The organism is Arthrobacter sp. SIMBA_036 (assembly GCF_046535135.1).
In the GTDB taxonomy this organism is placed as follows: Bacteria; Actinomycetota; Actinomycetes; order Actinomycetales; family Micrococcaceae; genus Arthrobacter.
Genome location: NZ_JAWRXG010000002.1, coordinates 263,167 through 286,218, shown reverse-complemented (window position 1 = coordinate 286,218; position 23,052 = coordinate 263,167). Strand labels below are relative to the sequence as shown.

General features: G+C 60.1%; 19 protein-coding genes. 11 read left to right on the top strand and 8 right to left on the bottom strand.

What is annotated here, in order from left to right; translation table 11 throughout:
- The first annotated feature begins 277 nt into the window (after positions 1 to 277).
- The 4 genes from SB659_RS04020 (at position 278) to SB659_RS04005 (ending at position 8,231) form a co-directional block, all read left to right on the top strand.
- Positions 278 to 5,089: an ATP-binding protein gene (locus SB659_RS04020; protein WP_410549566.1), complete on the top strand. Its 4,812-nt coding sequence runs from the start codon at positions 278 to 280 to the stop codon at positions 5,087 to 5,089.
- A gap of 62 nt (positions 5,090 to 5,151) precedes the next feature.
- Positions 5,152 to 6,603, top strand: coding sequence for a DNA cytosine methyltransferase (locus SB659_RS04015; protein WP_410549677.1), 1,452 nt, complete (start codon positions 5,152 to 5,154; stop codon positions 6,601 to 6,603).
- Between the two features lie 54 nt (positions 6,604 to 6,657).
- Positions 6,658 to 7,068, top strand: coding sequence for a very short patch repair endonuclease (locus SB659_RS04010; RefSeq protein ID WP_410549565.1), 411 nt, complete (start codon positions 6,658 to 6,660; stop codon positions 7,066 to 7,068).
- 470 nt (positions 7,069 to 7,538) lie between these two features.
- Complete coding sequence (locus SB659_RS04005) at positions 7,539 to 8,231, top strand: hypothetical protein (protein WP_410549564.1); 693 nt, start codon at positions 7,539 to 7,541, stop codon at positions 8,229 to 8,231.
- A gap of 731 nt (positions 8,232 to 8,962) precedes the next feature.
- Here the strand turns inward: SB659_RS04005 and SB659_RS04000 are convergent.
- On the bottom strand, positions 8,963 to 9,250 hold the full coding sequence (locus SB659_RS04000) for a hypothetical protein (RefSeq protein ID WP_410549563.1): 288 nt from the start codon (positions 9,248 to 9,250) through the stop codon (positions 8,963 to 8,965).
- On the opposite strand from SB659_RS04000, the gene SB659_RS03995 reads away from it, so the two are divergent.
- Positions 9,240 to 9,866, top strand: coding sequence for a dihydrofolate reductase family protein (locus SB659_RS03995; protein ID WP_410549562.1), 627 nt, complete (start codon positions 9,240 to 9,242; stop codon positions 9,864 to 9,866). The two genes, SB659_RS04000 and SB659_RS03995, sit on opposite strands and share 11 nt — an antisense overlap.
- A gap of 57 nt (positions 9,867 to 9,923) precedes the next feature.
- On the opposite strand, the gene SB659_RS03990 is transcribed toward SB659_RS03995, so the two are convergent.
- Positions 9,924 to 10,289 (bottom strand): TfoX/Sxy family protein, encoded by a 366-nt coding sequence (locus tag SB659_RS03990; RefSeq protein WP_284974271.1) that lies wholly within the window; start codon positions 10,287 to 10,289, stop codon positions 9,924 to 9,926.
- Between the two features lie 314 nt (positions 10,290 to 10,603).
- Here SB659_RS03990 and SB659_RS03985 point away from each other — a divergent pair, with 314 nt between their 5' ends.
- From SB659_RS03985 to SB659_RS03975, 3 genes are all read left to right on the top strand, one after another.
- A complete protein-coding gene (locus SB659_RS03985; protein WP_284974272.1) occupies positions 10,604 to 10,807 on the top strand; it encodes a cold-shock protein in 204 nt (67 codons plus the stop codon).
- A gap of 403 nt (positions 10,808 to 11,210) precedes the next feature.
- Positions 11,211 to 13,778, top strand: coding sequence for a LuxR C-terminal-related transcriptional regulator (locus tag SB659_RS03980; RefSeq protein WP_410549561.1), 2,568 nt, complete (start codon positions 11,211 to 11,213; stop codon positions 13,776 to 13,778).
- A 77-nt stretch (positions 13,779 to 13,855) separates the two neighbouring features.
- Positions 13,856 to 15,118: an APC family permease gene (locus tag SB659_RS03975; protein WP_410549560.1), complete on the top strand. Its 1,263-nt coding sequence runs from the start codon at positions 13,856 to 13,858 to the stop codon at positions 15,116 to 15,118.
- Positions 15,119 to 15,447: 329 nt separating this feature from the next.
- Here SB659_RS03975 and SB659_RS03970 read toward each other — a convergent pair whose 3' ends face one another.
- The 4 genes from SB659_RS03970 to SB659_RS03955 all read right to left on the bottom strand — a co-directional run bounded on the left by SB659_RS03970 (position 15,448) and on the right by SB659_RS03955 (position 19,424).
- A complete protein-coding gene (locus tag SB659_RS03970; RefSeq protein WP_410549559.1) occupies positions 15,448 to 16,050 on the bottom strand; it encodes a hypothetical protein in 603 nt (200 codons plus the stop codon).
- A 266-nt stretch (positions 16,051 to 16,316) separates the two neighbouring features.
- Positions 16,317 to 17,699 (bottom strand): UDP-glucose dehydrogenase family protein, encoded by a 1,383-nt coding sequence (locus tag SB659_RS03965; RefSeq protein ID WP_410549558.1) that lies wholly within the window; start codon positions 17,697 to 17,699, stop codon positions 16,317 to 16,319.
- Entirely contained in the window at positions 17,696 to 18,862 is a 1,167-nt protein-coding gene (locus SB659_RS03960; RefSeq protein WP_410549557.1) for a glycosyltransferase family 4 protein, read from the bottom strand. The genes SB659_RS03965 and SB659_RS03960 overlap by 4 nt, the downstream gene beginning before the upstream one ends.
- A gap of 148 nt (positions 18,863 to 19,010) precedes the next feature.
- Complete coding sequence (locus tag SB659_RS03955) at positions 19,011 to 19,424, bottom strand: MerR family transcriptional regulator (RefSeq protein ID WP_410549556.1); 414 nt, start codon at positions 19,422 to 19,424, stop codon at positions 19,011 to 19,013.
- 144 nt (positions 19,425 to 19,568) lie between these two features.
- Here SB659_RS03955 and SB659_RS03950 point away from each other — a divergent pair, with 144 nt between their 5' ends.
- The 3 genes from SB659_RS03950 to SB659_RS03940 all read left to right on the top strand — a co-directional run bounded on the left by SB659_RS03950 (position 19,569) and on the right by SB659_RS03940 (position 20,952).
- Positions 19,569 to 19,991 carry an Hsp20/alpha crystallin family protein gene (locus SB659_RS03950; RefSeq protein WP_410549555.1) on the top strand — a complete coding sequence of 141 codons (423 nt, stop codon included), beginning with the start codon at positions 19,569 to 19,571 and terminating at the stop codon, positions 19,989 to 19,991.
- 191 nt (positions 19,992 to 20,182) lie between these two features.
- The gene (locus SB659_RS03945; RefSeq protein ID WP_410549554.1) at positions 20,183 to 20,578 is read left to right on the top strand and encodes a J domain-containing protein; all 396 of its coding nucleotides are present in this window, start codon (positions 20,183 to 20,185) and stop codon (positions 20,576 to 20,578) included.
- A complete protein-coding gene (locus tag SB659_RS03940; RefSeq protein WP_284977609.1) occupies positions 20,575 to 20,952 on the top strand; it encodes a hypothetical protein in 378 nt (125 codons plus the stop codon). Before SB659_RS03945 ends, SB659_RS03940 begins: the two co-directional genes overlap by 4 nt.
- A gap of 78 nt (positions 20,953 to 21,030) precedes the next feature.
- Here the strand turns inward: SB659_RS03940 and SB659_RS03935 are convergent, their stop codons facing one another.
- Positions 21,031 to 21,267: a hypothetical protein gene (locus tag SB659_RS03935; protein WP_284977610.1), complete on the bottom strand. Its 237-nt coding sequence runs from the start codon at positions 21,265 to 21,267 to the stop codon at positions 21,031 to 21,033.
- The gene (locus SB659_RS03930; RefSeq protein ID WP_410549553.1) at positions 21,260 to 22,690 is read right to left on the bottom strand and encodes a flotillin family protein; all 1,431 of its coding nucleotides are present in this window, start codon (positions 22,688 to 22,690) and stop codon (positions 21,260 to 21,262) included. Before SB659_RS03930 ends, SB659_RS03935 begins: the two co-directional genes overlap by 8 nt.
- Positions 22,691 to 23,052 lie beyond the last annotated feature (362 nt).

Genomic DNA, 23,052 nt, shown 5'->3' with positions numbered 1-23,052 from the left:
TATTCTGACTCGTTGTTTTGTCACGCTCTCCGCTCTTCATTCACGAGTTGGAGACACTGGGCGGAGCTGGAATTCTGCTTGGTTTGAGCACGTCAATCGAGGTCTTAGCAACCTGTCTAGAATTCTTGACCATTTACGATCTGTTGGCACTCATCTAGCTTTCGCTGACGCATTTTATAAGTACGCTTATGCCTGTTTTGCTTTGCCCAGACCCATGCAAGGGTCCGGGAGATCATTCCTTGCTTCAGAAGCAGCGGCGGGAAGCCTTATGGACTCCATGTCCGAGTTCTGGAGTGACGAGGAGACCTTTCGCGCAAGTGTGGTGCAATTGGCAACCCGCCCCGAGGTAAAGGTTGCAGGCGGCAACCACCCACTTGCTGAGTTTATACTCGATGAATTCGACAACTCCGTAAATCGCGAGGGTAACTCGTGGTTGGGCCTGGTCGAAACCGTTGGAGCCTCAATTGAAAATATCGACCGATTTTCAACTTTAACGGAAGAGCAGTTTAGAAGTCCGGCCCTCGATGACGAGTCCTTTACATTTGATATTGCGCTCCAAGAAGGCGGATCTCTCGCCCTGGACCCTGAGTTGCCGGAGAGCCCATTCCTTATTCCGTTGATGCCCGATGGTACGGCCGGGGGACGACAATTTCAGTCCAAAGTTCTGCGAATTCGCATTTCTGCTCTACAGCGGCTGGTTCCCAGCGACGTCCAATCATCCAGACTTACAATCCAGGTGCAGCCTGCCAACGTCGCCAACTGGGCTGGTACAGTCGAATTATCGGAGGATGGACACCTTTTTGCCATAGGTCGCTTCGTCAAACCTAGAGGGAATGGTCGAAGCGCGGCGCCTTTCCGGAGGGTCTCGCTGAGAGTCTCATTGCCCGTTGACGACCCTCTTGCAGGCCGAGTTCGCAGCGATCTGACAGCAACAGGCTACGTCTTTTCTGGAATGCAAACGTTTCTGGCGGCAGCTCCGTTCAAGAAGAGCGGGGCACTCGGGAAAGTGACTTACCTCGGCCAAATGGACTGGCGCCCCGGGGAGGATTCCGACGACGACGACCGGGATTTTGCAGAGGAGCTTCCAGAAACGCCCGGCGGCTATCAGGCATTGCTGTGGTGCCCCAACGCCGTAGAACAGCCTCTTCTGGATGGAGTCGGCCTAATAGCGCATCCGGTGCTGCAGGATCTATTTGCCTTGCGTTTCGCACCAACCGGCGACAACGAGTTCGTGGCGAACGGAGTAACGTTCCGTGTTCGACCTGTCGCCGCGGGTGGGGGGCATCAGTCGGCTCTGCTAGCAGCCGCTGTCAAGCAGCAGGTCGTGCCGGACCGGCCCAAACCGGCAACGGAAGGGTCAATTCGCGGGCAGGCGGAGGCCTTTTACGCGAGCCGACTTGTAGCTAAAGACCCTACTATTATCCAAGCCCTCGGCCACATCATGATGCCGAGCAACGAATCAGTGCGTATCGAAGACTGCAGGCCGCAGGACAATGCCGCCTTTATGATGCCAGACGCTGCGCGACGGGCCCTCGATAGTGTGAGCTACTTCGAAGTCGATCAAGATTTCGCTCATGGTGCGGAAGCGAACAGATTCCGTGAGGCCTTCAGTGCTCTGCAGGTCGACAAGCTCCTTATTCGTCGGGACGTGCGTGGCGAAGGTGTCGATTTCGAATGGCCATCGCGTACTTCTTGGAGGACCCTCTGGGATACCGGAGTACTGCGCGACTACTTGGACGCGTATGCCGATTTGGTCCATGCAGCCCGTACTTCCGGAAGGGATGAGAACCTATTTTGGGCAGCGTACCCTATGTCAGTTAGTGCCTGGGATGTCAGAGGTGACAATGGGTGCCAAGCGGTGCTTTTGAGCCCGCTCCATCCGATTAGGCTGGCCTGGCTTGCAGGGGCCGAGCATTCACTTTTTGAGGCAGAGAATTCGGTGGAGCACGCTGGTTCGGTTGAGGGATGGAACCTGCCGTTGGTAGGTCCAGGTGAGTCAACCTCGGGTCGGATGATGGCGGTTCCCGCCGATTCCGGTGAAGACCAGATCTTCCTGGGGTGGTCCATGATGCTCCCCGCAGCTAAGTCAAGGCCCAAGCGACTTACGCCGCCAGACAGGATCGGGAACGCAGTTACACCGGGGGCTGCAGTCAGCGGCCTCAACGCCACTGCGGTAGATGCTGCTCTCAGGTCCTTCCGCCGCATGCACCCTCATATCACAACCCTGACCGTAGACTTGCATGCTCAAGATCGTCAGAATCGTTTAACGGAGATAGACGATTCCGTCCTCGCAGTGGCTGAGGAATGGGGCAATGCAAAGTCAGGACGGCTTATCGGCGGCGTTCGAGTGCTCGATTCCGTGCGGCGGGAAGGACCTGTACCGAGGGATGCGGTGACGAGGCTGGTCAGGGAGAATCGAGACATGCTCTTGACATGGTCACGTTATGCTCCAGAGACTGAGTCAAAGGTGTGGTGCAATATCCGCCTGTTGCAGGACTCAGGCACCGTTGTTCGGGTCGATGGCGGCGGGGCGGCATACGGAGTTTTAGGTAGAGTGCCCCTCCGCCGGTTCGAGAGCAACCCAAACAAGTTAAGCGATCGACGAAGCAGCCTCAGCCAACCCGCTATCCCTGCCGCGATGGGCTGGAACTCTTTCAGTGCAGCGTTAGATGCATGCGAGACAGGTGATTCGGCACCTGTCATCGAAGCCGCGATGATGCGCCGAGATGTCGCTGACACTACCGCGGATTGGACGGTCATGGGCGAGTCGTTCCTGAGCCCGGCTATCATGGCTGAGCTTATGGACGCTCACAGCGACAGCGGACGAATGCTCTGGGAGTGGCGCCCGCCAGTCTTCGAGCGCTCGGTGGACGTACCATTCATGGAACGACGTCCGTTTGTGTCCATAGCGAAGGTGCCCGATAGCTTCGGCCATCAGTTGGAAGGACTTCTTGCCAAGGCGACAGGCCGTGCGGACACGACGCAACTCAAACGCCGGGTGATGTCGAGCCTTGGTAGCAGGGGTGTGGGGTTATCCTCCCTGTTGTCGATGGGCGGAACTCATGTCGCTGGCGCACTCGGTTTCTACCTAACTTTCGGGCTTTTCGATAAGGCCGTATCCCTTGGTTCAAACAGGTTTGTTCTCCCGATAGACGCAGCAGACTATTTCTTACGGACGCTATCTGGACAACCGAACCACGGACAGCATCAGCGTCGCGCCGATCTGCTATTCCTTGAAATGAATGACGAAGAGCTGATCCTCAGCCCGGTCGAGATTAAGTGTTACGGTCTCAAAGGTGACTCGCTCGGATCGAATCTTCCGGCCCCGGGGTCATCTGCGTTGAAGGAGCCTCTGGATCAGCTCGCTGCAAGTTGGCGGCTCCTTGAGGGCATCGAGCTTCGCGCAGCAGAGGCCACAGGCGCTGATCGAGTGGTCTGGATGAACAGCCTCGCCACTTTAGTCGAGACTGCGGCTCGGCTGGGTGGCACGATGGGGACCCCGGAAGACTTTGCTCGCCGCCTCTCGACTCTGGTGGACGGGCAAATGCGGGTACGTCTTGGTAGGCCGCTACTGACGTACTTGCAGCACGGTTCGACAACTTCTGACGGGAAGCGCTTCTACGCGGGAGAAGTTGGTACCGTTGACACCCCCGTGCGGGGACTGATTGCCGACACAGCCTCGGTCTTCGAAGCTTTGGACGATTCCGATGCGTCACTCGTTGATGCGTGGTGCGAATTGGTCGATTGGACCATAGAAGAACGACAGGACGCTGAAGCTCTACCCTTCGAAATATATGGTGAAGAGCTTGATGTTGATGTTGATGGTGCAGGCAGTCTGGAAGCTTGCCGTTCGATGCAAAACGAGGTGCCACCGTCACCCGGAGTCTCTGGCGAGCCCCCTGAAGGCGATGCGCAAGAACCAGCTGAGAAGACAGCGGCGTTGTCCAAAGTTGAATCCCATATCTATGGTGACGGTGTTCGAATAACCGTCGGCAATCTTCTGGGCTCGATAGGCAGATCCCCGGTGGATTTTTGGCCTAGTAACACAAAACTCAATCAAATGAATGTCGGTATCGTCGGTGACCTTGGAACGGGGAAGACGGAGCTTGTGAAGGCTTTGATTGCCCAAATCCGGGAGCAAGCAGCGGTGAAGCAACCTGAAGTTCCTACTTCCATGTTGATCTTTGACTATAAGGGAGATTTTCAGAAGGATGAGTTCGTAACTCGAATCGGTGCCACTGTCCTGGAGCCGCGTGATATCCCGCTGAATATATTCATGCCTGTGACGGGGGAGCACTCCCGACTTCCCTATCAGCAGGCTGCAGCTTTTGTCGATATCCTCCGGAAGATATATCGGGGTGTGGGCCCGGTGCAGGCCAGCCTTCTCAACGAGGCCATACGAAGCCTTTATGAAAATAACGAAAACCGACCGCCGACACTCGCGGAAGTAAGGGCTCAATATCTCGAGAAAACGGGAAACCCTGATTCCGTATCATCCATTCTTGATAGCTTCGTCCTTAGCCAGATCTTCAGTTCGGATAGATCTGTTCTCATGCCTTTTGGACAACTACTGGAAGGGAAGGTGGTGGTTGTCGCTTTGGATCGTCTCGGATCGGACCAGAGTGCTAAGAATGCTCTTGTCGCTCTGTTCCTGAATCTGTACTACGACAACATGCTGAGGTCCGATAGGCCGCCATTCCAGGGGGTTGACCCTCAGCTAAGGTTCCTCAAGTCTTTCTTGCTGGTCGATGAGGCTGTCAACATCATGCGCTATGACTTTCAAGTGCTTATGGACCTGATGCTTCAGGGTAGGCAGTTCGGATATGGAGTAATGCTTGCATCCCAGTACTTATCTCATTTCAAAGAGGGCCGCGAGAATTTTGGTCAACCACTGCGGACTTGGTTTATCCACAAGGTCCCCTCAGTGAACGTGCGGGAGCTTGCGAGCCTCGGCCTTCCCGATCTGGGGCAAGATGTTTCACGACGCATCCCCGAGTTGCGCCAGCATGAGGTCCTATACAAGTCTCTTGGCTTCGACGAAGGACGGTTCATCCGGGTGAGGCCGTACTACGAGCAATATGGAGTCTGACCTTCGGCCAGACCGGAGGCTTCTCAGGAATCCGGCCTGAGCTCTGGCACAATGTATCAGTGATGAAGTTCGTTGACCTGTTCTCGGGTTGTGGTGGTCTCTCGTTGGGCATTGAGCGCGCGGGAGGTCATCTTGTCGCGGCTGTCGAGAAGTCGGACATGGCCGCCCGCACGTTTTACCACAACTACGTCGATGATGCCTCTGATGCGCGTTTCTGGCAGCAGTATTTACAGAGAAGTCTCTGGCGGCAATTAGAGGGCAAAGTCATCGTGAGTGAGCTTTCCAACGTCCTTGGAGATGAAGATCTCATGAAGAGTTTCCGCAAAAGTGATATCGACGTCGTGGTTGGTGGCCCCCCATGCCAAGGCTTCTCGCTCGCTGGTCGACGGCGTAAGGATGACCACCGGAATCGGCTGGCGTGGGAGTACCTCGACTTCGTCGAGAGTACTGCCCCCAAAGCCGTGGTCATTGAGAACGTTGTTGGCATGAGCCAGAGCTTCGTTAAGGGCGAAGAGTCCTCCTTTTCGCAACTGCAGACCGCTTTGGGGCGCACTGGCTCTGGCTATGAGGTTCAGGCTGTACACGTCAACGCACTGCATTACGGCGCCCCGCAGTTCCGGCCTCGACTCATGCTCATTGCTCTGCGACAAGACATCGCAGGCCAACTCCGGTTGGAGGCGAGTCCGCAAATCTGGAAGTCCGATTTTGCGGATCTCGCAACCGACGTTCCACCCCTCGCGCCTCCACCGACGACACTAGCGGCACAAGCCTTCACAGTTCGGGACGCCATTTCGGACCTATTTGGCTGGGATGGTCTCGCCCGAGGCAAGAACGCCGAGTATCTGAAGGCTTTGGCGGCGGCGGACGCAGTGGTACGCCCGAAGACTGACCAATACTCGGTTGAACCACCAAACCAGACGCCCCGCAGGCACACAGACACTGTCGTGACACGCTTTTCGTTCTATCGCATGATGGCCAGAAACGGAGTCGATCAACGCTTACTAACGCAGTTGAGCGGCCTCGAGATGGAGGACCAAAAAGCCCTAGCCAAATTGGCTTTAGCTGGGGTGAAGGTGCCTCTCGAGTTGCAGACATCGAACAGGCCCTACAGCGTGCGGACGATTGGCTCGCTGGATGAATTGGTGGAACTGTCTGTCGAACTTGTCACCAGAAAGCACAGTCAAAAAGTCCTGCAGGCCAATGAGCCAAGTCGGACCGTCGTCACCCTCCCGGACGACTACGTGCACCCGATGCAGTCGAGAATTTTTACCGTTCGTGAGCTCGCCCGTTTCCAGGGTTTCCCGGACTCGTTCGAATTTCTCGGGAGGGAGACTACTGGCGCACACAGGCGCAAACTTGAAGTCCCCCAGTACACGCAAGTCGGCAACGCCGTCTCCCCATGGCAGTCTTATGCCGTTGGCACGTTAATCAGCCGTCTGTTGAATCAATATCGAGAAGCTGTGAACTTACACGGAATATCGGCATCTACTCAGGTGCGTCCCTCGGCTACGTGAGCCCAAGCTAGTCAGATCTACTCAACGCCTGGTGCAGTGAACTAGCATCATCACATGGCGGACTTCATGAGTCCAAAGCAGCGCAGCGCCCACATGGCCAAGATCCGTAGTAAGGATACTAAACCGGAACTCATTCTGCGGAGAAAGCTGCATGGGGAGGGGTACCGGTATCGACTCCATGACAACAGTTTGCCCGGAAAACCGGATCTAGTCTTTCCAGGTCGGAGGAAGGTAATTTTTGTCAATGGATGCTTCTGGCACGGCCACGATTGCTCTGTTGGACGACGTCTGCCCAAGACCAACACGGACTTCTGGCAGGCGAAGCGGACACGCAACCAACAACGAGACCATATGCAGAGGCTCGAGCTGGTTAGCTCACAGTGGCAATACCTCGACGTTTGGGAGTGTGAGATATCAAACGACCCCACCCTCTTAACTCGAGTAAGAAGCTTCTTGCTGCAGTAGTCCAGTCCTTTCCCCGGGACAGCCCCGTCCTCGCGACATGCCCTTGGATTCTTTTTTCTCCCACGGCTTTCTCGCGGACTTGAAGGTTTTATAAATTTTCCTGAGGCGCCCGCCATCCCCGAGCATCCAGAGGTTCGCGAAATGGGTCGAGGAACAGGACCAGTGGCGCGACCTTCAGGAACTGCCGTCGGTTCGGCTGCCGGTGGCCGTCGGCCCATCGCAGGCGCCCAATCACTTTGACGCTTCCGGGTCGAACGCCCCTGAGCTCTCTCGGCCGCTCGGGTGCCTTAGGGAGCCGATGCTCATGGCGCAGATGTGTCCCTTGGATTGCCCGCTGCCCTAGGAAGCCCTGGGGCTTCTAGAAGGCAGGCGGACCGAGGCCCTCGACTTTAGTTAGGCGGTAGAGTTCGACCAACACGCCGGCCGCGGCGTTGGCCCGCCCCGTGGCTGGCGTGAGGAAGGATACGAGTATGACGCCAAACGTTCCCCCATCGCTAGTTGCCCTGCTTGAGGACGAACCGACTCCGCAGGTGGCCTTCTCTTGGAACCCGACGCCGTGGCGGGAGCAGATGCACAATTTGCCGGAAGTGTTAGCGACGCTGGACCAACTTCCTGAAAAAGTGGACCGTCAGCTCATCCGCGATGTAGTACTTTCTGAACTGGACGCCGGGCGTGTATTGTCGGCATTCGTTCCGGCCATGGTCTGGGGCTGGGGTACAACCTCGGGCCAAGGAGCGTTGCGCACGCGATGGATCCTGACTGAGACCCACGACAGGAGCCAGGCGCCCGAATTACTCCCAGTCGTTCCGACCGTAACCGCCCGGCTCGAAGCTGGAGCAAAGGCGGCCCGTGAGGACGGCCCACGCGAGGCGTTCCGCCTGATGAATAACGACGGAGCTGTCAAACATCTGGGACGTTCATACTTCACGAAATGGTTGTACTTCGCCTCGGCGCTTGAAGGTCCGGATGATGCAGCAGCAGCTCCCATCCTCGATGACAAGATAACAGGATGGCTGGATAAAGAATCGAAAGTGTCTTTGGACAAGTCGACCGCATCCTACGAAACGTATCTCGACCTGCTGCAATGTTGGGGCGAGCCATACGGGCGCACTAGAGTCCAGGTTGAAAAGGCCATCTTCAAGCTCGCCACGGGTCGGGGATGAGGGCAGAAGTGCTCCAGACCTCAGAATCGTCGCCGCCTGATCCTAGGGGCTACTGTTGGCCGGAGTCGGCGCCTCCGGGACTACGCTCTGTACGCGCTTCAGGGCGGAGTGGGCACCTTCCGGTCTTTCTCGGTCTCTTGATGGGCCTCAGAGCGTCAACTGACAGCCAGTGATGACTGACCTCGTGTTCAGAAGGACTGAGTCTACGATCGTTGCCGCCAGATCTAAAGTTTAAGAGAACAATGAATCCGCGGGGAGAAACGTGATCAACATCGATAGCCCATGGCACGGGAGGTGTACTGACAGGCCTCAGTCATTGGGAGAGTCATGGCACATAACTGGCCGACAATCTTCGGACCAGGCGCGGAGAACAGAATTGTTTGGCGAGGCCTCGGCGATCACAAATCTTCAAAGGAGTATCAGACGTTGTTATCCAGCGGTTCGTGGGTAAAAGTACCTCGGACTTCATTACGCTTGTTGCTAGCATCGATTCTATCAAGTGTGCTCAGGCGTTTTCGCTACTAAACCGAATCGCGAGTGTGGCTCGGAAGCTCCGCCCTGCAATGGCATCCGGTTCCCTCCACTCGACCGCCTCGAGCTAGACCGCCACGCTTTGGGCTGCTGGACTGTATCGCCAGACGGGTCAGAGGGTAGCAACGTTCTTGAAGCCCATGTCTAGGCTCTTCAGAGCAGGCACGACATTACCGATGCAGCTCTAATACAGCAGGCTTTTACGCTCCCTTGCCGGGGCCTGGAGACGACAGCTGCGGTGTCCCGGCAAGGACGACGATCTGACTGTCAAGGCAATGCGGAACAGCATTCTCGCCAGGCCCTGTTTCGGGCGAGCCGAATGGAGCTGGGCCAGCGCTGCCCGCGCCAAAAGCGCAACGCACCCGCCCGCCGCCGTCGTCGAGTGTCCGCTGACCGTTGCGCGCCAAAGGTTCCTGTGCGAGCCTCAAGGTGATCCTGTCGCCGGGGTGACGACGGGCAGCAGGGAAGGAACCCGATATGGGACTCATCCACATTGACCTGTTCACCACGCTCGACGGAGTCGCTCAAGCGCCCGGCGGACCTGAAGAGGACACCGACAGTGGATTCGAGTTTGGTGGCTGGCAGGCGCCTCTCATCGATGAGGTGGTGGGCCAGCAAATCGAGGCCGGGATGGAAGGCATGGACGCGCTGCTGCTTGGGCGGCGCACGTACGACATCTTTGCTTCGTACTGGCCGCACGAGACTGGCAGAATCGCGGAACTGTTCAACCGCATCCCCAAGTATGTTGCGTCGCGTGGGGCTCAAACCCTGGACTGGGCCGGGACCACGCAGCTGGGCCCGGACACGGTGGCCGCGGTGAACGAGCTACGCGGCAAGCACGAGAATATCCACGTCATCGGGAGCCTCGACTTGGTGCAGACCCTTTTCGCCGAGCGACTCTTTGATCAGCTCAATCTTTGGGTTTTCCCGATCCTCTTGGGCCGCGGGAAGAAGGTGTTCGCCGATGGGGTAGTGCCGGCGAACCTTCGACTCATCGAGCCTGTGATTGCCTCGCCCAAGGGGGCAGTGATGCAGCGCTATGCCTTGGTTGGGGGGACGCCACAGGTAGGGGACATGGCGGAGACCGATCAGGCGGGAAGGTAGAAAGCCGCCGACGCCGGACCGGACGTCTGTAACTCGTGGCGAGTCGGGTTCCCCCGTTTATTTCTTTCTTGCCCGGGGCTTCGGCTCTTTGGGCGGCATCTGGGCAATGTGGGCGAAGGCTTTGGCAACCCAGGGCTCGGCTTGCGAGGGATCGTCGTTCCACTCTTCGGGGAGGCCGACGTAGCCGCCCATTGGACGTTCTTCGGGGCCGAAGGGCTGCGTTGTGTGTGCTGACTCGAGCTCGGACTTGTCCTCCTCTGAGAGTCGGACGCCAATGGTGGGGCCGAACAGTCCTGCGAACATGTTGCCGTTGACGAAGGCACCCAGGTTGCCGAACATCGGTTTCACGACGACCTCCGGATGATCCGGGACCACCGACCTAAAGCGTTCCTTGTCGGCGTCGGACGGCTTGGGCATCTGCATGGCACTCCTTTCCGCGGAGTAGTGGGCGGTGCGGTCTGCCTGCAGCATACGGCGTGGGAGTGCCGCAAGGTAGGGGGCCGGTTGGCTTCGGGGCGTTCCCTCAAATGGATAAATTTGAGAAGAAGTGTGACTGGCGCTTCCCATCTCCTTAAATCTCTGTACACTTGAGACTGTTGTTGTGTTTGGCATTTGGTAGTTCAGGCAGTCCCCGCAGTCCTTCCGGATTGCGATGTTCTGAAGTAACGGTGGAGAACACCCCACACCGGAGACCCGAAAGTCGGGAGCATCTCCACCTTCAGTTAGGACTGAAAAAAATGGCTACAGGTACCGTGAAATGGTTCAACTCCGAAAAGGGCTTCGGCTTCATCTCTCCTGAAGATGGCAGCCAGGACGTTTTCGCTCACTACTCCGCTATCAACTCGGGCGGCTACCGCTCCCTCGAAGAGAACCAGAAGGTTTCCTTCGATGTTGAGCAGGGCCCCAAGGGTCCCCAGGCTGTAAACATCCAGGCTCTCTAAGCTTCGGATAGCTAAAAAACAGGATCGGTCATTGACCGGTCCTGTTTTTTGTCTGCCCCGTGTTAGAAGATATGTTCTAGTGCTTGAGAAGTCTATCGAACACATATCCACATAGCGAATTACACCCGTGTAATTTATCCCAGCCCCTCCGTAGCGTGGAAGCAAGCACTCACTACGGCAAAGGGATCCCGATGAACCGCTCGAGCACCCAGTCCACTCCACATGAAAAGCGCGCCCACCACCTAGACGTCGCTTCTGAGCACCTAGATTTGCCCAAATCCCCACCTAGAGAAGCCATATTCGGCCTGTGCAAGGCCGTTTTCACACCTAGTCCCATTGCCGCGTTCTAGTCTGCGAAGTGAGCCGCATGCCGGTGATCCCCAGAAACAGAAGGTTGGGCCGAGTGTTCGATTCAGAGGTTCAACGAATCCTCGACTTTGTCGCACGCGGCATCGGTGTCCGGGTTGTGGGCGCGCCCGGCAGTGGCAAGAGCACAGTGGTGCGCAACGTGATCTCTAATCTGGAGAAGACCGGCGTGGATGTCCACTTCATAGCCGGACTCCGCACCCACCGGGCCCTACCGTACTCCGCCATCAAAGGCCTTGGTCTAGAGCTGCGTCCCGGCCGCGGGGGAGTCTTCGACATTGCCGACGTTTTGGCCAGCCAGTTGGCAAAGGCCGGAAAACACGTGCTGGTGGTGGATGATCTCCATTTGGTGGACAACGAATCACTGGCGGTTTTGGAAGCAGTCAGGCGGAGGTCCGACTGTCCCATGATTGCGACGGCTCCCAAAACGCTGGCCTACTCCAGGGGACAGCTTGCCGTGCTCAACATTGGCCGCGAGGCGCTCCTGCAATTGGACCCGCTCCACTACGAACAGGTGCACACCCTCCTCGCCCAAGTGCTCGGTGCGCCCACAGATGCCGAGACGACAGCCAGGATCCTCACCAAGTCTGCCGGCAACCCCCGCCTTATCGCCCGGATCGCCGAGACCGCTTCATTGAGTGAGCTGCTGGTCATGAAGGGCAGGCAATGGCACATGGCTGCCGAGACTCTCTGGAACGAGCACCTGAGCGGGACGCTTGAGGCCCTGCTCGCCGAGCTGCCGCCCGAGGAATTCGAGGCCCTGCACATTATGGCCATCCTTGGAACCGCGCGTGTCGACGTCCTACAGAGGGTGGTTCGACCTGATGTTTTGGAAAGCCTCGAGCGGCGCGAGTTCCTCTCGGTTCTGGACGACCAACACAATGGAACCATCGCCGCCATCAGCCCTCCAGTCATCGCCGACTACTTCCGTGGCGAAAAAATGCTCCGCGACAGACACTTGCTGCGCAGCAAAATAGCCGGCCTCCTGGAAGCACCAGCACAGACGGCCCGCCCCAACACCTCGACGTCGGACAACTTGCCTCGCGCGCTCTCCTCCTTACGTATGGAAAAGGGCGACGACGACGCCATCACCGCCCGCCATATCCACGAGCACAACGCTGCCAAGGAACGGCTCCGTTTCGAACGCTGGGAATCCAACAAGACAGCCTCCAACGCAGCGGCGTTGCTCCGGGTCTATTGGGGCGCCCCCGTCAACGTTACGAGGGCAGCCCGTGTGTGCGCGGAAACCGCCACCACAGGCGGCGATCCCGCTGATCTTCTTTTCATCACCATCACCAGGGCCATGCTTGCCATCCATGGAGGGGAAGGGCCGGCGGCGGCCGTCGCCCTTCTCAGATCCTTTGCCGAAGAGAACCCCCAACAGGCGGAGGAAGTTGAAAACGCCATAACTTTTATCGGTGCCTCCCACGGCCGGCTGCCTGCACAGGCCAACCCTCCGAGCATCAGCCCGAACGCTGGCCCGTCGCCGTCGTCGGGAATGACCGATCTGGTGCGCGGGCTCTTGGAGTTGTACCGCTTTCAACCAGCCGCTGCGTTGCAATCCGTGGACGGGGGCGATGAGGACGACGCCTTTCCCCAGTTGCGTCCGTTCATCCGGGGCTTCGCACTGTTCGCCGCGGGCCGGATCGAGGAATCACTGGTGTTTGCGCTGGATTGGCGCGCCGAGGCCAAAAGGAAACTGGACCAATTCGGCGTGATCACCAGCAGCTATGTCGCCGTGCACGGTCTCCTCTACCGCGGTCACTTCGAGGAAGCGGAGTACCTCATGAGCAGCGTCTTCGCCATGGGCCGTCCGGGCTTCGTGGTGGACGCCCTGTACGACGCCATGCTACGTCTAGCGGGTCTGCGTCACACCACCACCGCCCTTCCGCCTGCGCTCTCCATTGCCGCTCAGGCCCGAACAGACGTTGCCGACGTCGGACCCTTGCCGGGTACTGGTAAAGGTGCCTATCAGCTGATCGCCCACAACAGCGCGCACCCCGCGACGTTTGACCGCAAAGCTGCTGCGCTCGTCAAGCGTCAACTCAAAAGCGGTTACGTCCTCGAAGCGGTGATGACCGCGCTTCTGTGCACGTGCCTGTGCCCGGGCAGGCCCGTCCTGGACCTCTTGCAGAAAGCCCTTCGCGGGAGCGGTATCACCGTTCACGATCAACTCTTGGCGATCGCAGGGGCCGTGGTGGAGGGAGACCATCAGCTTCTTGGACTCCTCCTGAAGCACTACCAACCCGACGGCGACACCTACCAGGTGGGCATGCTCCTCCGGGGTGCATTGAGACGCCACGTGATCGACGGCGATACCGCTGCCGCCGATGCCATGGCGCAGGCTTCGTCAATGTTCGCCGCACGTTTCCCCTCAGCAAATGAGCAGCTCTCCTTCAATTCCTTCCGCTCAACGCCTCTGACCGAACGCGAAATTGAGGTGGCCATCCTGGCGGGGCATCGAACGAATGTCGAGATTGGCGAACATCTGGGAATTAGCGCGAGAACCGTGGAGAACCACATTTCAAACGCGTTGAGGAAGACCGGCGCGACATCCCGTAGCAGTCTCTTCATGCTCGTCGGGAATTCGCTACCGCCACGGTAAGACGGGATACGCTCGGACTACGCCCTGATGATCGCGCGCGTCATCAGCCCTGATACTTCGATGCCTGAAGGATTTTCGTGAGCAGTTCCCCGGCTTTGGCCCGACGACTCGGCACCTTCGATGCCTCCCTCATCGGCCTCGGTTCCATGATCGGCGCAGGAGTGTTCGCCGCATTCACGCCGGCCGCGGCAGCCGCAGGATCAGGCCTCCTCATTGGCCTCGTGGTGGCAGCTTTCGTCGCGTTCTGCAATGCCACATCCTCCGCTCAACTGGCCGCCGCGTATCCGACGTCGGGCGGCACCTACGTGTACGGCCGCGAACGACTGGGCCAGTGGCCCGGGTTTCTAGCCGGTTGGGGATTCGTGATCGGCAAAACGGCTAGTGCAGCAGCCATGGCTATGACCTTCGCCGCCTATGCAGCCCCGCAAGGGTGGGAGCGCCCGGTGGCGATAGCCGCCGTCGTGATTCTGACCGCTGTGAACTATCACGGTGTGACTCGGACGGCGGGCCTGACCCGGATTTTGGTGATGGCCGTTCTGGCTGCGCTTGCCATCACAGTTGCTGCGGTGTGGGGTAGTTCCGGGCCGCAGTTCGGCAATATCGCGGGGGAGGGGCTGCTGGCCCACGGCTGGTACGGGATCCTGCAATCCGGTGGGCTGCTGTTCTTTGCCTTCGCAGGGTATGCGCGGATCGCGACCATGGGCGAAGAAGTACGGGATCCGCGCCGCACGATTCCGAGGGCCATCGGCATTGCTTTGGGGATCACGATCGTGGTGTACGCCGTCGTCTCGGTGACCGTTTTGGCAGCATTAGGGCCCGACGGCGTGGCGGCCAACGCGACTCCGCTCGCGGCCGCCGTCGACAATGGGACGCTGAGGTGGGCCGCGCCCGTGGTCCGCGTCGGAGCTGCGGTGGCATCGCTCGGGGCTCTCCTGGCGCTGATCGCGGGCCTCGGCCGGACCAGTCTCGCCATGGCGCGCGAGCACGACCTCCCCAATTGGCTCGCCGCGGTCCACCCGCGCTACAAGGTGCCACACAGAGCGGAGACCGTGATCGCCGTGGCCATCTGCGTGATCATCTCTGTGGCGGATCTTCGCGGGGCCATCGGGTTCTCCTCGTTCGGGGTGCTGCTGTACTACTTGGTGGCTAACGTGGCAGCGTTCACCCAACCGCGCGAGGACCGGCGCTATCCCAAGGCGCTGCAGGTGGCGGGCGCGCTAGCGTGCGTGCTTCTGGTTGCAACACTGCCGCCCCTATCCGCCGCGCTGGGTGTCCTGATGTTCCTTGTGGGCATTCTCTACCGGTTCGTGCGGCTCAAACTTTCGGCTGTCCGTGACTGAGTGAACGGTTTATGGGCACGACTCCACCTGGGGGTAGGTGGGTGGAGCCGTGCCGTAGCGCCTCCACATCAGGACGGGTGGGGATTCCCGCCGGACACCGGGAACCCGTCCCGGAGGCACAACAGGAGACTATGCGCCGTTTTGGGCACTAGGGGTTGAAAAAGGCAGACTAGGTGTTCCGTACGGCAGGACGTAGGTGGTGCCCGACGAAAGATAAGTGCAAATGCGGCGCAGATAGGTATGTATCGAAAAAGGCGCCGCAGCGACGGCCTTAACGTTTCGCTGGGACGGTCGCGGCACCAGAAGCAACGACCGTCCCAGCGGAGTGATTACTTCTCGCAGCCGATTCCATCGCCGTCTGAATCGAGTCCATAGATATCGCGGCCGATGACCGTCACTGGGCCGCGGACATATGCGGGACCGTTGCCTTTACCTCCAGCGCAATCCACATCCGACGCTATGGGCACGCAAGCCCCGGAATAGTTGGGGTCGCATCCGCTCTGGGCCGGCGGAGCTGCGGCCTTTTGCGCCGCTGCTTGCTGGGCCGCTGCTTGCGCTGCGGCGGCTTGATCGGCCGCAGCTTGGGCGGCCGCTGCCTGGTCGGCCGCAGCCTTGTCTGCTGCTGCTTGGGCCGCAGCCGCTTGATCGGCCGCAGCCTTGTCTGCTGCTGCCTTGTCTGCTGCGATCTTGTCTGCGGCGGCTTTGTCTGCAGCAGCTTTGGTGGCCGCGGCAGTGGCTCGTTCTTCCGTCAGCTTTGTTGCGGCCGCTGAGTCCAGCCACGTCAGCTTGCCTGCTTGATCCACGGTGCAGACATAGGTTTCGCCGACACTGACTTGGGTGACTTTTTCCGACGTGCAGGTAGTGCCCGCGATCTTGCTGGGCGTTGGGGTCGGCGACGCGGTTGCTGTCTGCGTCCCCTCAGCGGTGCTCACGGAACTGGCTTGTCCTGCAGTTCCGGGTCCGCAAGCGGTCAGCAGGACGAGCAGCGATCCTACGGCGAGTGTTCCTGCAATTGTCCCGGTCTGAGTCCCGAGAGATGCGCCTTTGAAATGCCTATTTTTGACAGCGCGAATGGAACCTAAATTCAATGTATTGCCCCCTTTTGAATGCGCCATGCGAAGGCGCGTGGTGTGACCATAACACCGGATGCAATCTTGGGGGCGAAAAAAGTCCGCTTTGAATTTAGTGTTACAAAGTCTCAGGCCCGCGCAGCACGCTTTTCCACACTCCGTGCCTCTGGCGTACGTTCCTCGAGCACACCGCTACCCGCGCCTAATGCGCGAACCGTCCACCCCGCATTTCGCCAGGCCTCGGCGTCCAGGACGTTGCGTGCGTCCAGCACCATTCGACGTCGTACGAGCGCCCCGGCCTCAGAAGGCGACAGGGCGGCGTATTCGTTCCATTCGGTGAGCAGCAGCACCAGTTCGGCTCCTTCGAGGGCGCGCTTGGTGGAGGCCTCGAAGCGGAGTTGCGGGTAACGGATCCAGGCGTTGTTGATGGCTTTGGGGTCCGTGACGGTGACGTGCGCGCCGGCTGCGGCGAGTTGTTGCGCGACGTCGAGCGCGGGCGAATCCCGGATGTCGTCGGTGTCCGGTTTGAACGCGGCGCCGAGCACCGCCACGGTACGTCCGGACAGGAATCCGCGGCACATGTCGCGGGCGATTTCCACGGTTCGTGACCGTTGATCGAGGTTCACCGAATCAACCAACGCCATCCATTCATCCACGGACGGCACCGAGAGCTCGCGCGCTTGGGCCCGGAATGAACGGATGTCCTTAGGCAGGCAGCCACCGCCGAACCCGAGCCCGGCGTGCAGGTACCGGTTCCCGATGCGCGGATCAAGGCCCATCGCCTCGCTCAGCTCACTCACGTCCGCGCCCGACGCGTCGCACAGCTCAGCCATCGCGTTGATGAAACTGACCTTCGTGGCCAGGAAAGCGTTCGACGCCGATTTGATCAGCTCCGCCGTCGCGAAATTGCACACCAACCGGGGGATGCCGGCGCTGATCAGCGGCTCGTACACCGCATCCAAAACGGCCGTGATGGGAGCGCCGGCGGGGGCGCCCTTACCGCCCGGAACGCCGTAGACCAGCCGGTCCGGAACCAAGGAATCCTTGACGGCAGTGCCTTGGCGCAGGAACTCAGGGTTCCAGCCGAGCAGCACGTCCGAGCGCCTGGCCAGCAGATCTCGCAGCTTGTCCACCGTGCCTACCGGCACCGTTGACTTTCCGACGACGGCGGCGCCGACGGCCAGATGCGGCAGGAGGCTCCTCGTAGCCCCGACGAGATAGGAGAGGTCCGCCGTGTCCGAGGTCTTGGACTGCGGGGTGCCCACGCAGAGGAAATGGACCTCAGCCCCGCTGGCCAACGAGAAATCCGTGGTGAATTCGAGCCTGCCCGTAGTGCGCCCATCCCGGAGCAACTCGTCCAGGCCGGGTTCGTGGAAAGGTGCGAGTGCCTTGTTGAGCTGTTCCACCTTGACGGAATCGACGTCGATCCCCACCACGGTGTGGCCCATGGAAGCGAGCGTTGCGGCGTGCACGGCGCCGAGGTAGCCGCAGCCAATCACGGAAATCTTCATGAGGAGGGTCCTTTGCTGGGGGTAAGTTCGGTGGGGTCGGATTCGGCCGCGAAAGTAGCGATGACTTCTTCGTAATGCCGGACCAGGTCGGCGCTGAGCACGGGCCACGTCCGCCCCTGGACCGACGCAGTTGCCGCCGTCGCGAACGCTCGGCGCTTGGCGTCGTCGCCCATGAGGTCCTGCACGTAGTCGTGAAGCTGGCCGAGATTCCCGGGCTCGTACAGCCACCCGGTGCGCGAATTTTCGACGAGGTCCAAGGGGCCGCCGCGGCCTGTCGCTACCACGGGAACGCCCGACGCCATGGCTTCTTGGATGGTTTGGCAGAAGGTTTCGAACTCGCCCGGATGGACGAAAAGATCAAAGGAGGCCACCGCCTCAGCCAGGGCCTCAGCGCCGAGGAATCCCATAAACACAGCGTCAGGGAGCGCTGCCTCCAGTGCCGAGCGTTGCGGCCCGTCGCCCACGATCACGAGCTTGGTGTTCGGCAGATCGGCCAGCACTGCGAGGTCCTCCACCTGCTTTTCGACGGCGAGGCGGCCGACGTAGCCGATGATCCGTTGACCGCGCGGCGCTACTGAGCTGCGCCACGTCGTCGAACGTTTCGCGGGGTTGAAGCGTGCGGTATCCACACCGCGCCGCCACATGTCCACGCGCAGGATGCCGCGTCCGCGCAACTGGTTCAGCGCGAATGTGGACGGCACCAGGGTTCGGGTGGCGAGGAGATGGATGTTGTCCACACGGTTCCAGGCCCAGTTCTCCAGGAATGGCACGCCGTAGCGGGCCGCGTAGCTGGGAACCTCGGTTTGGTAGATCGCCACGCTCGGGATGCCGAGTTGATGCGCGGCCTGCACCGCGCGCCAGCCGAGGACGAATGGTGAAGCGAGATGCACGACGTCGGGCGAGAAATCGGCAAGGATTCGCTTGACCCGATTCACACCACCCAGCGCAACCCGCACATTCGTGTAACCGGCCAGCGGCACCGAGGGAAGCCGGTGCACATAGGCACCTTTCTCGACGCTCGAAACATCAGTGTCCGACGTCGACGGCGCGATCACCATCACCTCATCCCCGCGCTCCTGCAGATGCTCCAGCACCCGCAGTATCGAGTGGGTTACCCCATTCATCAGTGGCAGGAATGATTCGGCGACGATTGCGATCCTCACGCCTTCAACGGTGGTCGGGGCGGTTGGCGGTGCGGGTTCGATCCGGTGGCCTGTGGAGGAAGAGTTGGTTAACAGGTGGGGGTTGGGCTTACCATGGCAGATCCACCTGCGGGAGCCCGAATAGCTTGAGCACAGCAGGGGCTAGGACTTAGCCTTCCCGGTCGCTGCGGGTGCGCGCCCGCTTCAGATCCCTCCGCAGCCCCTTGTTATCCGCCCGGAGTTCGCGGTTGTCGTCCGCCAACCCCCGGTTGTCCTCGGTCAGCCCACGGTTTTCCGCCTCCAGCTCGAGCACGAGTTTCACCCCGGCCAGGTTGAGCCCTTCATCCAGGAGCGCTCCGATTCGGCGCAAAGTCGCGAGGTCCGACTCACTGTAGCGGCGAGTGCCGCCGTCGGTCCTTTCCGGAGTGAGCAAGCCTCTGCGTTCGTACTGCCGGATGTTCTGTTGCCCGGTACCGACCAGTTCCGCTGCAACGGAAATGGCGTAAACGCCCATCGCGTCCCGTTCGCGAACGTCCCTTCCGCCGTCGTGCTCCACTGCACCTGAGCCGCCAGAACCAGCCATCAAACCCCCTCAAAAATCTTCGGAAAATCCACTTGCACCACTCTCTCACCAGTGCTATAAAAAATCTATACCAGCCAACACAGATCCACCGGAAGGCTGGTACGAACAACAGATCAGCATCACGATCAAAGGAGTGAGAACAAAATGCTGATGCGCACTGACCCGTTCCGCGATTTCGACCGGCTCGCCCAACAGGTTTTTGGCACAACAGCACGCCCGGCGGGCATGCCCATGGACGCTTGGCAGGAGGGCGAAGAATTCGTTGTCGCGTTTGATCTGCCCGGTGTCAGCCCCGATTCCGTCGACCTCGACGTCGAACGTAACGTCCTGACGGTCAAGGCGGAGCGGAAGTCGCCAGCTGGCGAGAACACGGAAATGATCGCCGCCGAACGCCCCCAGGGCGTCTTCAGCCGGCAACTGATCCTGGGCGACACGCTGGATACCGACGGCGTCAAGGCCAGCTACGACGCCGGCGTGCTGACCCTTCGCATCCCCGTTGCAGAGAAAGCCAAGCCGCGGCGTATCGAAATCACGTCGAACGGACAAAGGCAGGAGATCAACGCCTAGTCCGGCAGGACCGGGAGCATCAGACCGACCGCATCGGAAAAGTTGGGCGCAGGCTTCGTGCCACCCCACAGCGCATCTTGCGCAAAGAAAACGCGGCCCCCGACGTTGCTTCCCGATGGATGGCCCTCGGCTCACGCCGGGGGCCATCTCAAACCCCTACCCGCACCGGAAGCAAACGCACGGAAACAACAGTGAGCAACCAACCCGATCACTACGCGATCCTGCAGGTGGCCCCCGACGCGACCGCCCGTGAGATTACCCACGCGTACCGCTCGCTGCTCCGCACCCATCACCCGGACACACGCCAAGCTGACGACGACGGCGGCGCACTTTCCGCGGCCGACGTCCAGCAACTGCACGCCATCATGCAGGCGTACGGCGTTTTGTCGGACCCGAGGAAGCGGGCGGCTTATGACCTCGCGCGCTCTGGCCTGCCTGCTCGGACTGCCGGGACGCCTGTGAGGGTTCGCGTTCACCGGACAACGCCGCCCGCCCCCGGCAATCCGGACCAGCCGCCCCTATCCTTCGGCCCGCCGCGTTGGGCTCCGCCGTCTTACAACACCCGAACACCAAGGAGTCATTCATGAGCGCATGGCGTCCCTACGACGGCCACATCATTCCTGCGTTTTACGAACGGTTCGAGAAGCGCTGGGGGAGGGGGACGGCGCCGTTCCTGGATCCCGAGGTCCACGAGCAACCCATGCCGCGGGCGCAATGGATCAACCCGGACACGGGAGCGGCGGTGGCGGTAGTGCCGATCTGGGCGGACGACCCGGAACACCGATCGTTTGGCGTGTTCTACCTTCCGCCCGCAGGGGATATCTGGATGCTCCGCCCCGGGCCCACAACATTCATGGAACCCCGAAGCGGGGCAAGCCAAGAGCATGTGACCCTGCGCAACGATGCCTTCAAGAAGGCCGTCAACCATGCCAAGGAGTTCATCTACGGCCCGCAACTATGAGTTGCACACCACCGAGGGGCGAGATCTCGAGGGAATAAGCATCCCAAAGTGCCGAGAGCTCGCCCCTCGATGAAGCTCCTACTCCCTTAAAACCTCGGGCAACTCATCCACATACACCGTCTGGGGCGGCTCGTAGTAGATCACCAACACTTTCTCGCCCACCGGGAACACACTCGTCTTGTCGAACGGGTGGGCGAAGAACGCACTCGTCCCTCCTTGGAAGGGGAGCATGACCTCGCCTATGGTGCCAGGTGCGATGGTGCCGGTCACCCGGCCGATTTTTCCGGTCAGGCTGCGGTTGACGTCCTTATGCATTGGGAGCTTTCGACGGCGGAGGCGCTTCCTTTCCGCGCAACGCCGACGCCAGGGAGGGCAGGAAGCTACCGACCTGCGACAAGATTCCACCCACCATGCTGTTCAGGCCATCGCCGCCGTTGAGCACCGTGAGCTGCCCGATGCGGGAGAAAGGTTCGGCCGCGGCGGAAACGATCGCTGGCATGTTCTCTGCGATCTGCTGGGAGATCACAGCATCCTGGTTGGTCTCCAAGGCTTCACCACGAGCCTTGATGCCCTCGGCTTCAGCCAGCGCCTTGGCCTTCACCGCCGAAGCGGCAGCGTTGCCACGCGCCGTCGTCGCCGCTGCCTCGGCTTCACCCGTCAGGCGAGTGGCACCAGCCATTGCTGCCGCCGCGCCTGCATTCGCTTGGGCTTCGAGTTCAACGCGCCGCGCATTGGCCTGGGCGTCAAGCTCGGTACGCCTGGCCAGTGCTTCCGCAGCACTGATATCCGCTGCCTTTTTGGCTTCGGCTTCCGTCCGCTGGGCGTAGGCCTTCGCGTCCGCGGGCTTGCGGATGGTGGTCTGTAGTTTCTGCTCTTCGCGGTCGGCCTCGAGTTTGGCCACTTCCGTTTCCTGGACCACCACTTGCTGGCGGGCGGTGGCATCGGCCAAAGGCCCCGCTTGGGCGGCGTTAGCGCGAGCCTGCTCGGCGTTGGCCTGGGCCGCGGATTGCTTGATGGCCGAAAGGCTCTGGGCATCGGCGATCAGCGCCGCAGCTTCTGCTTCCTTTTCCGCAGCTTCGCGGTTCCGGGTGGCCTCGGCGATCCGGGCTTCCATCTTGACCTGCGCAATGTGTGGCTTGGCGAGGTTCTGGATATAGCCGGTGGGATCCTGCAAATCCTTGATTTGCAGGGAATCAACCACCAGGCCGAGCTTCTCCATCTCCACGCCGCTGGCGCTCCGCACCAGTGAGGCAAGCTTGTCCCGCTCCCGGATAATCTCCTCCACGGTCATGCTGCCGATGATCGAACGCAGGTGCCCTTCAAAGACGTTGTACACCTGGCTTTCCATCCGGGGCTGCTGGCCGAGGAACCGCCGCGCCGCGTTGGCAATGAACGGTGGAGCATCGCCGATTTTGTAGATCACCACGCCATCAACGATCACCTGGATGCCTTGGGAGGTCACACAGGAAACTTTGAGCTCTGTCTCGTTCAGCGTCAGCGCGAGGGTGCGCACTGTCTGAAGTCCCGGAACCACCAGTGCGCCCTTCCCGGTGACAATCTTGAAGTCCATGCCATCGGTGTTTTCAAGTGTGCCGCGTGTCAGGCCCGAGATGATCAATGCCTCGTTGGGCTCGGCTACCTTCCACATTGCCTTGGTGGCCACCCACACGAAACCGATAACAAACAGGACGCCGAGAATCATGGCGATCAGTGGAAAGAATGCAGCAAGGTCTTGCATCGACCTGTCCCTTCAGAAAGTGAACCGCCCACACTGGTTGACCCCCAATAGGCCAAGTGGTTGCTCGTGTACACAGTCTTGTTCTGAGGGAGCTGCTAAGTCCAGCACGTTTGTGCGTCATTTGTGCCGGTTCGTCCGAAGGCTCTTGCAAGGAGGCAAAAAAGAAGGCTGGTGCAGCCGGTCGAATGAATTCGAAGGGCGGCTGCACCAGCTGCTAGTACGACTTTCTGTTATGCGTTGTGACACCTGTCCATTGGCCGCTCCTAGTTCCCGGCTTCGATTAATTTCCGGGCCTTCAACGCCTGCGCATCCCCCTGGGAACACCTCCCATCTTACGGCGGGGCACCGCAAAAAGCGCTGAA

Coding starts and splice junctions, on each gene's coding strand:
- SB659_RS04010 (WP_410549565.1), top strand. CDS start 6,658: ATGGCGGACTTCATGAGTCCAAAGCAGCGCAGCGCCCACATGGCCAAG.
- SB659_RS03950 (WP_410549555.1), top strand. CDS start 19,569: ATGCTGATGCGCACTGACCCGTTCCGCGATTTCGACCGGCTCGCCCAA.
- SB659_RS04000 (WP_410549563.1), bottom strand. CDS start 9,250: ATGAGTCCCATATCGGGTTCCTTCCCTGCTGCCCGTCGTCACCCCGGC.
- SB659_RS03940 (WP_284977609.1), top strand. CDS start 20,575: ATGAGCGCATGGCGTCCCTACGACGGCCACATCATTCCTGCGTTTTAC.
- SB659_RS03955 (WP_410549556.1), bottom strand. CDS start 19,424: ATGGCTGGTTCTGGCGGCTCAGGTGCAGTGGAGCACGACGGCGGAAGG.
- SB659_RS03930 (WP_410549553.1), bottom strand. CDS start 22,690: ATGCAAGACCTTGCTGCATTCTTTCCACTGATCGCCATGATTCTCGGC.
- SB659_RS04015 (WP_410549677.1), top strand. CDS start 5,152: ATGAAGTTCGTTGACCTGTTCTCGGGTTGTGGTGGTCTCTCGTTGGGC.
- SB659_RS03965 (WP_410549558.1), bottom strand. CDS start 17,699: ATGAAGATTTCCGTGATTGGCTGCGGCTACCTCGGCGCCGTGCACGCC.
- SB659_RS03995 (WP_410549562.1), top strand. CDS start 9,240: ATGGGACTCATCCACATTGACCTGTTCACCACGCTCGACGGAGTCGCT.
- SB659_RS04020 (WP_410549566.1), top strand. CDS start 278: ATGTCCGAGTTCTGGAGTGACGAGGAGACCTTTCGCGCAAGTGTGGTG.
- SB659_RS03935 (WP_284977610.1), bottom strand. CDS start 21,267: ATGCATAAGGACGTCAACCGCAGCCTGACCGGAAAAATCGGCCGGGTG.
- SB659_RS03990 (WP_284974271.1), bottom strand. CDS start 10,289: ATGCAGATGCCCAAGCCGTCCGACGCCGACAAGGAACGCTTTAGGTCG.
- SB659_RS03985 (WP_284974272.1), top strand. CDS start 10,604: ATGGCTACAGGTACCGTGAAATGGTTCAACTCCGAAAAGGGCTTCGGC.
- SB659_RS04005 (WP_410549564.1), top strand. CDS start 7,539: ATGACGCCAAACGTTCCCCCATCGCTAGTTGCCCTGCTTGAGGACGAA.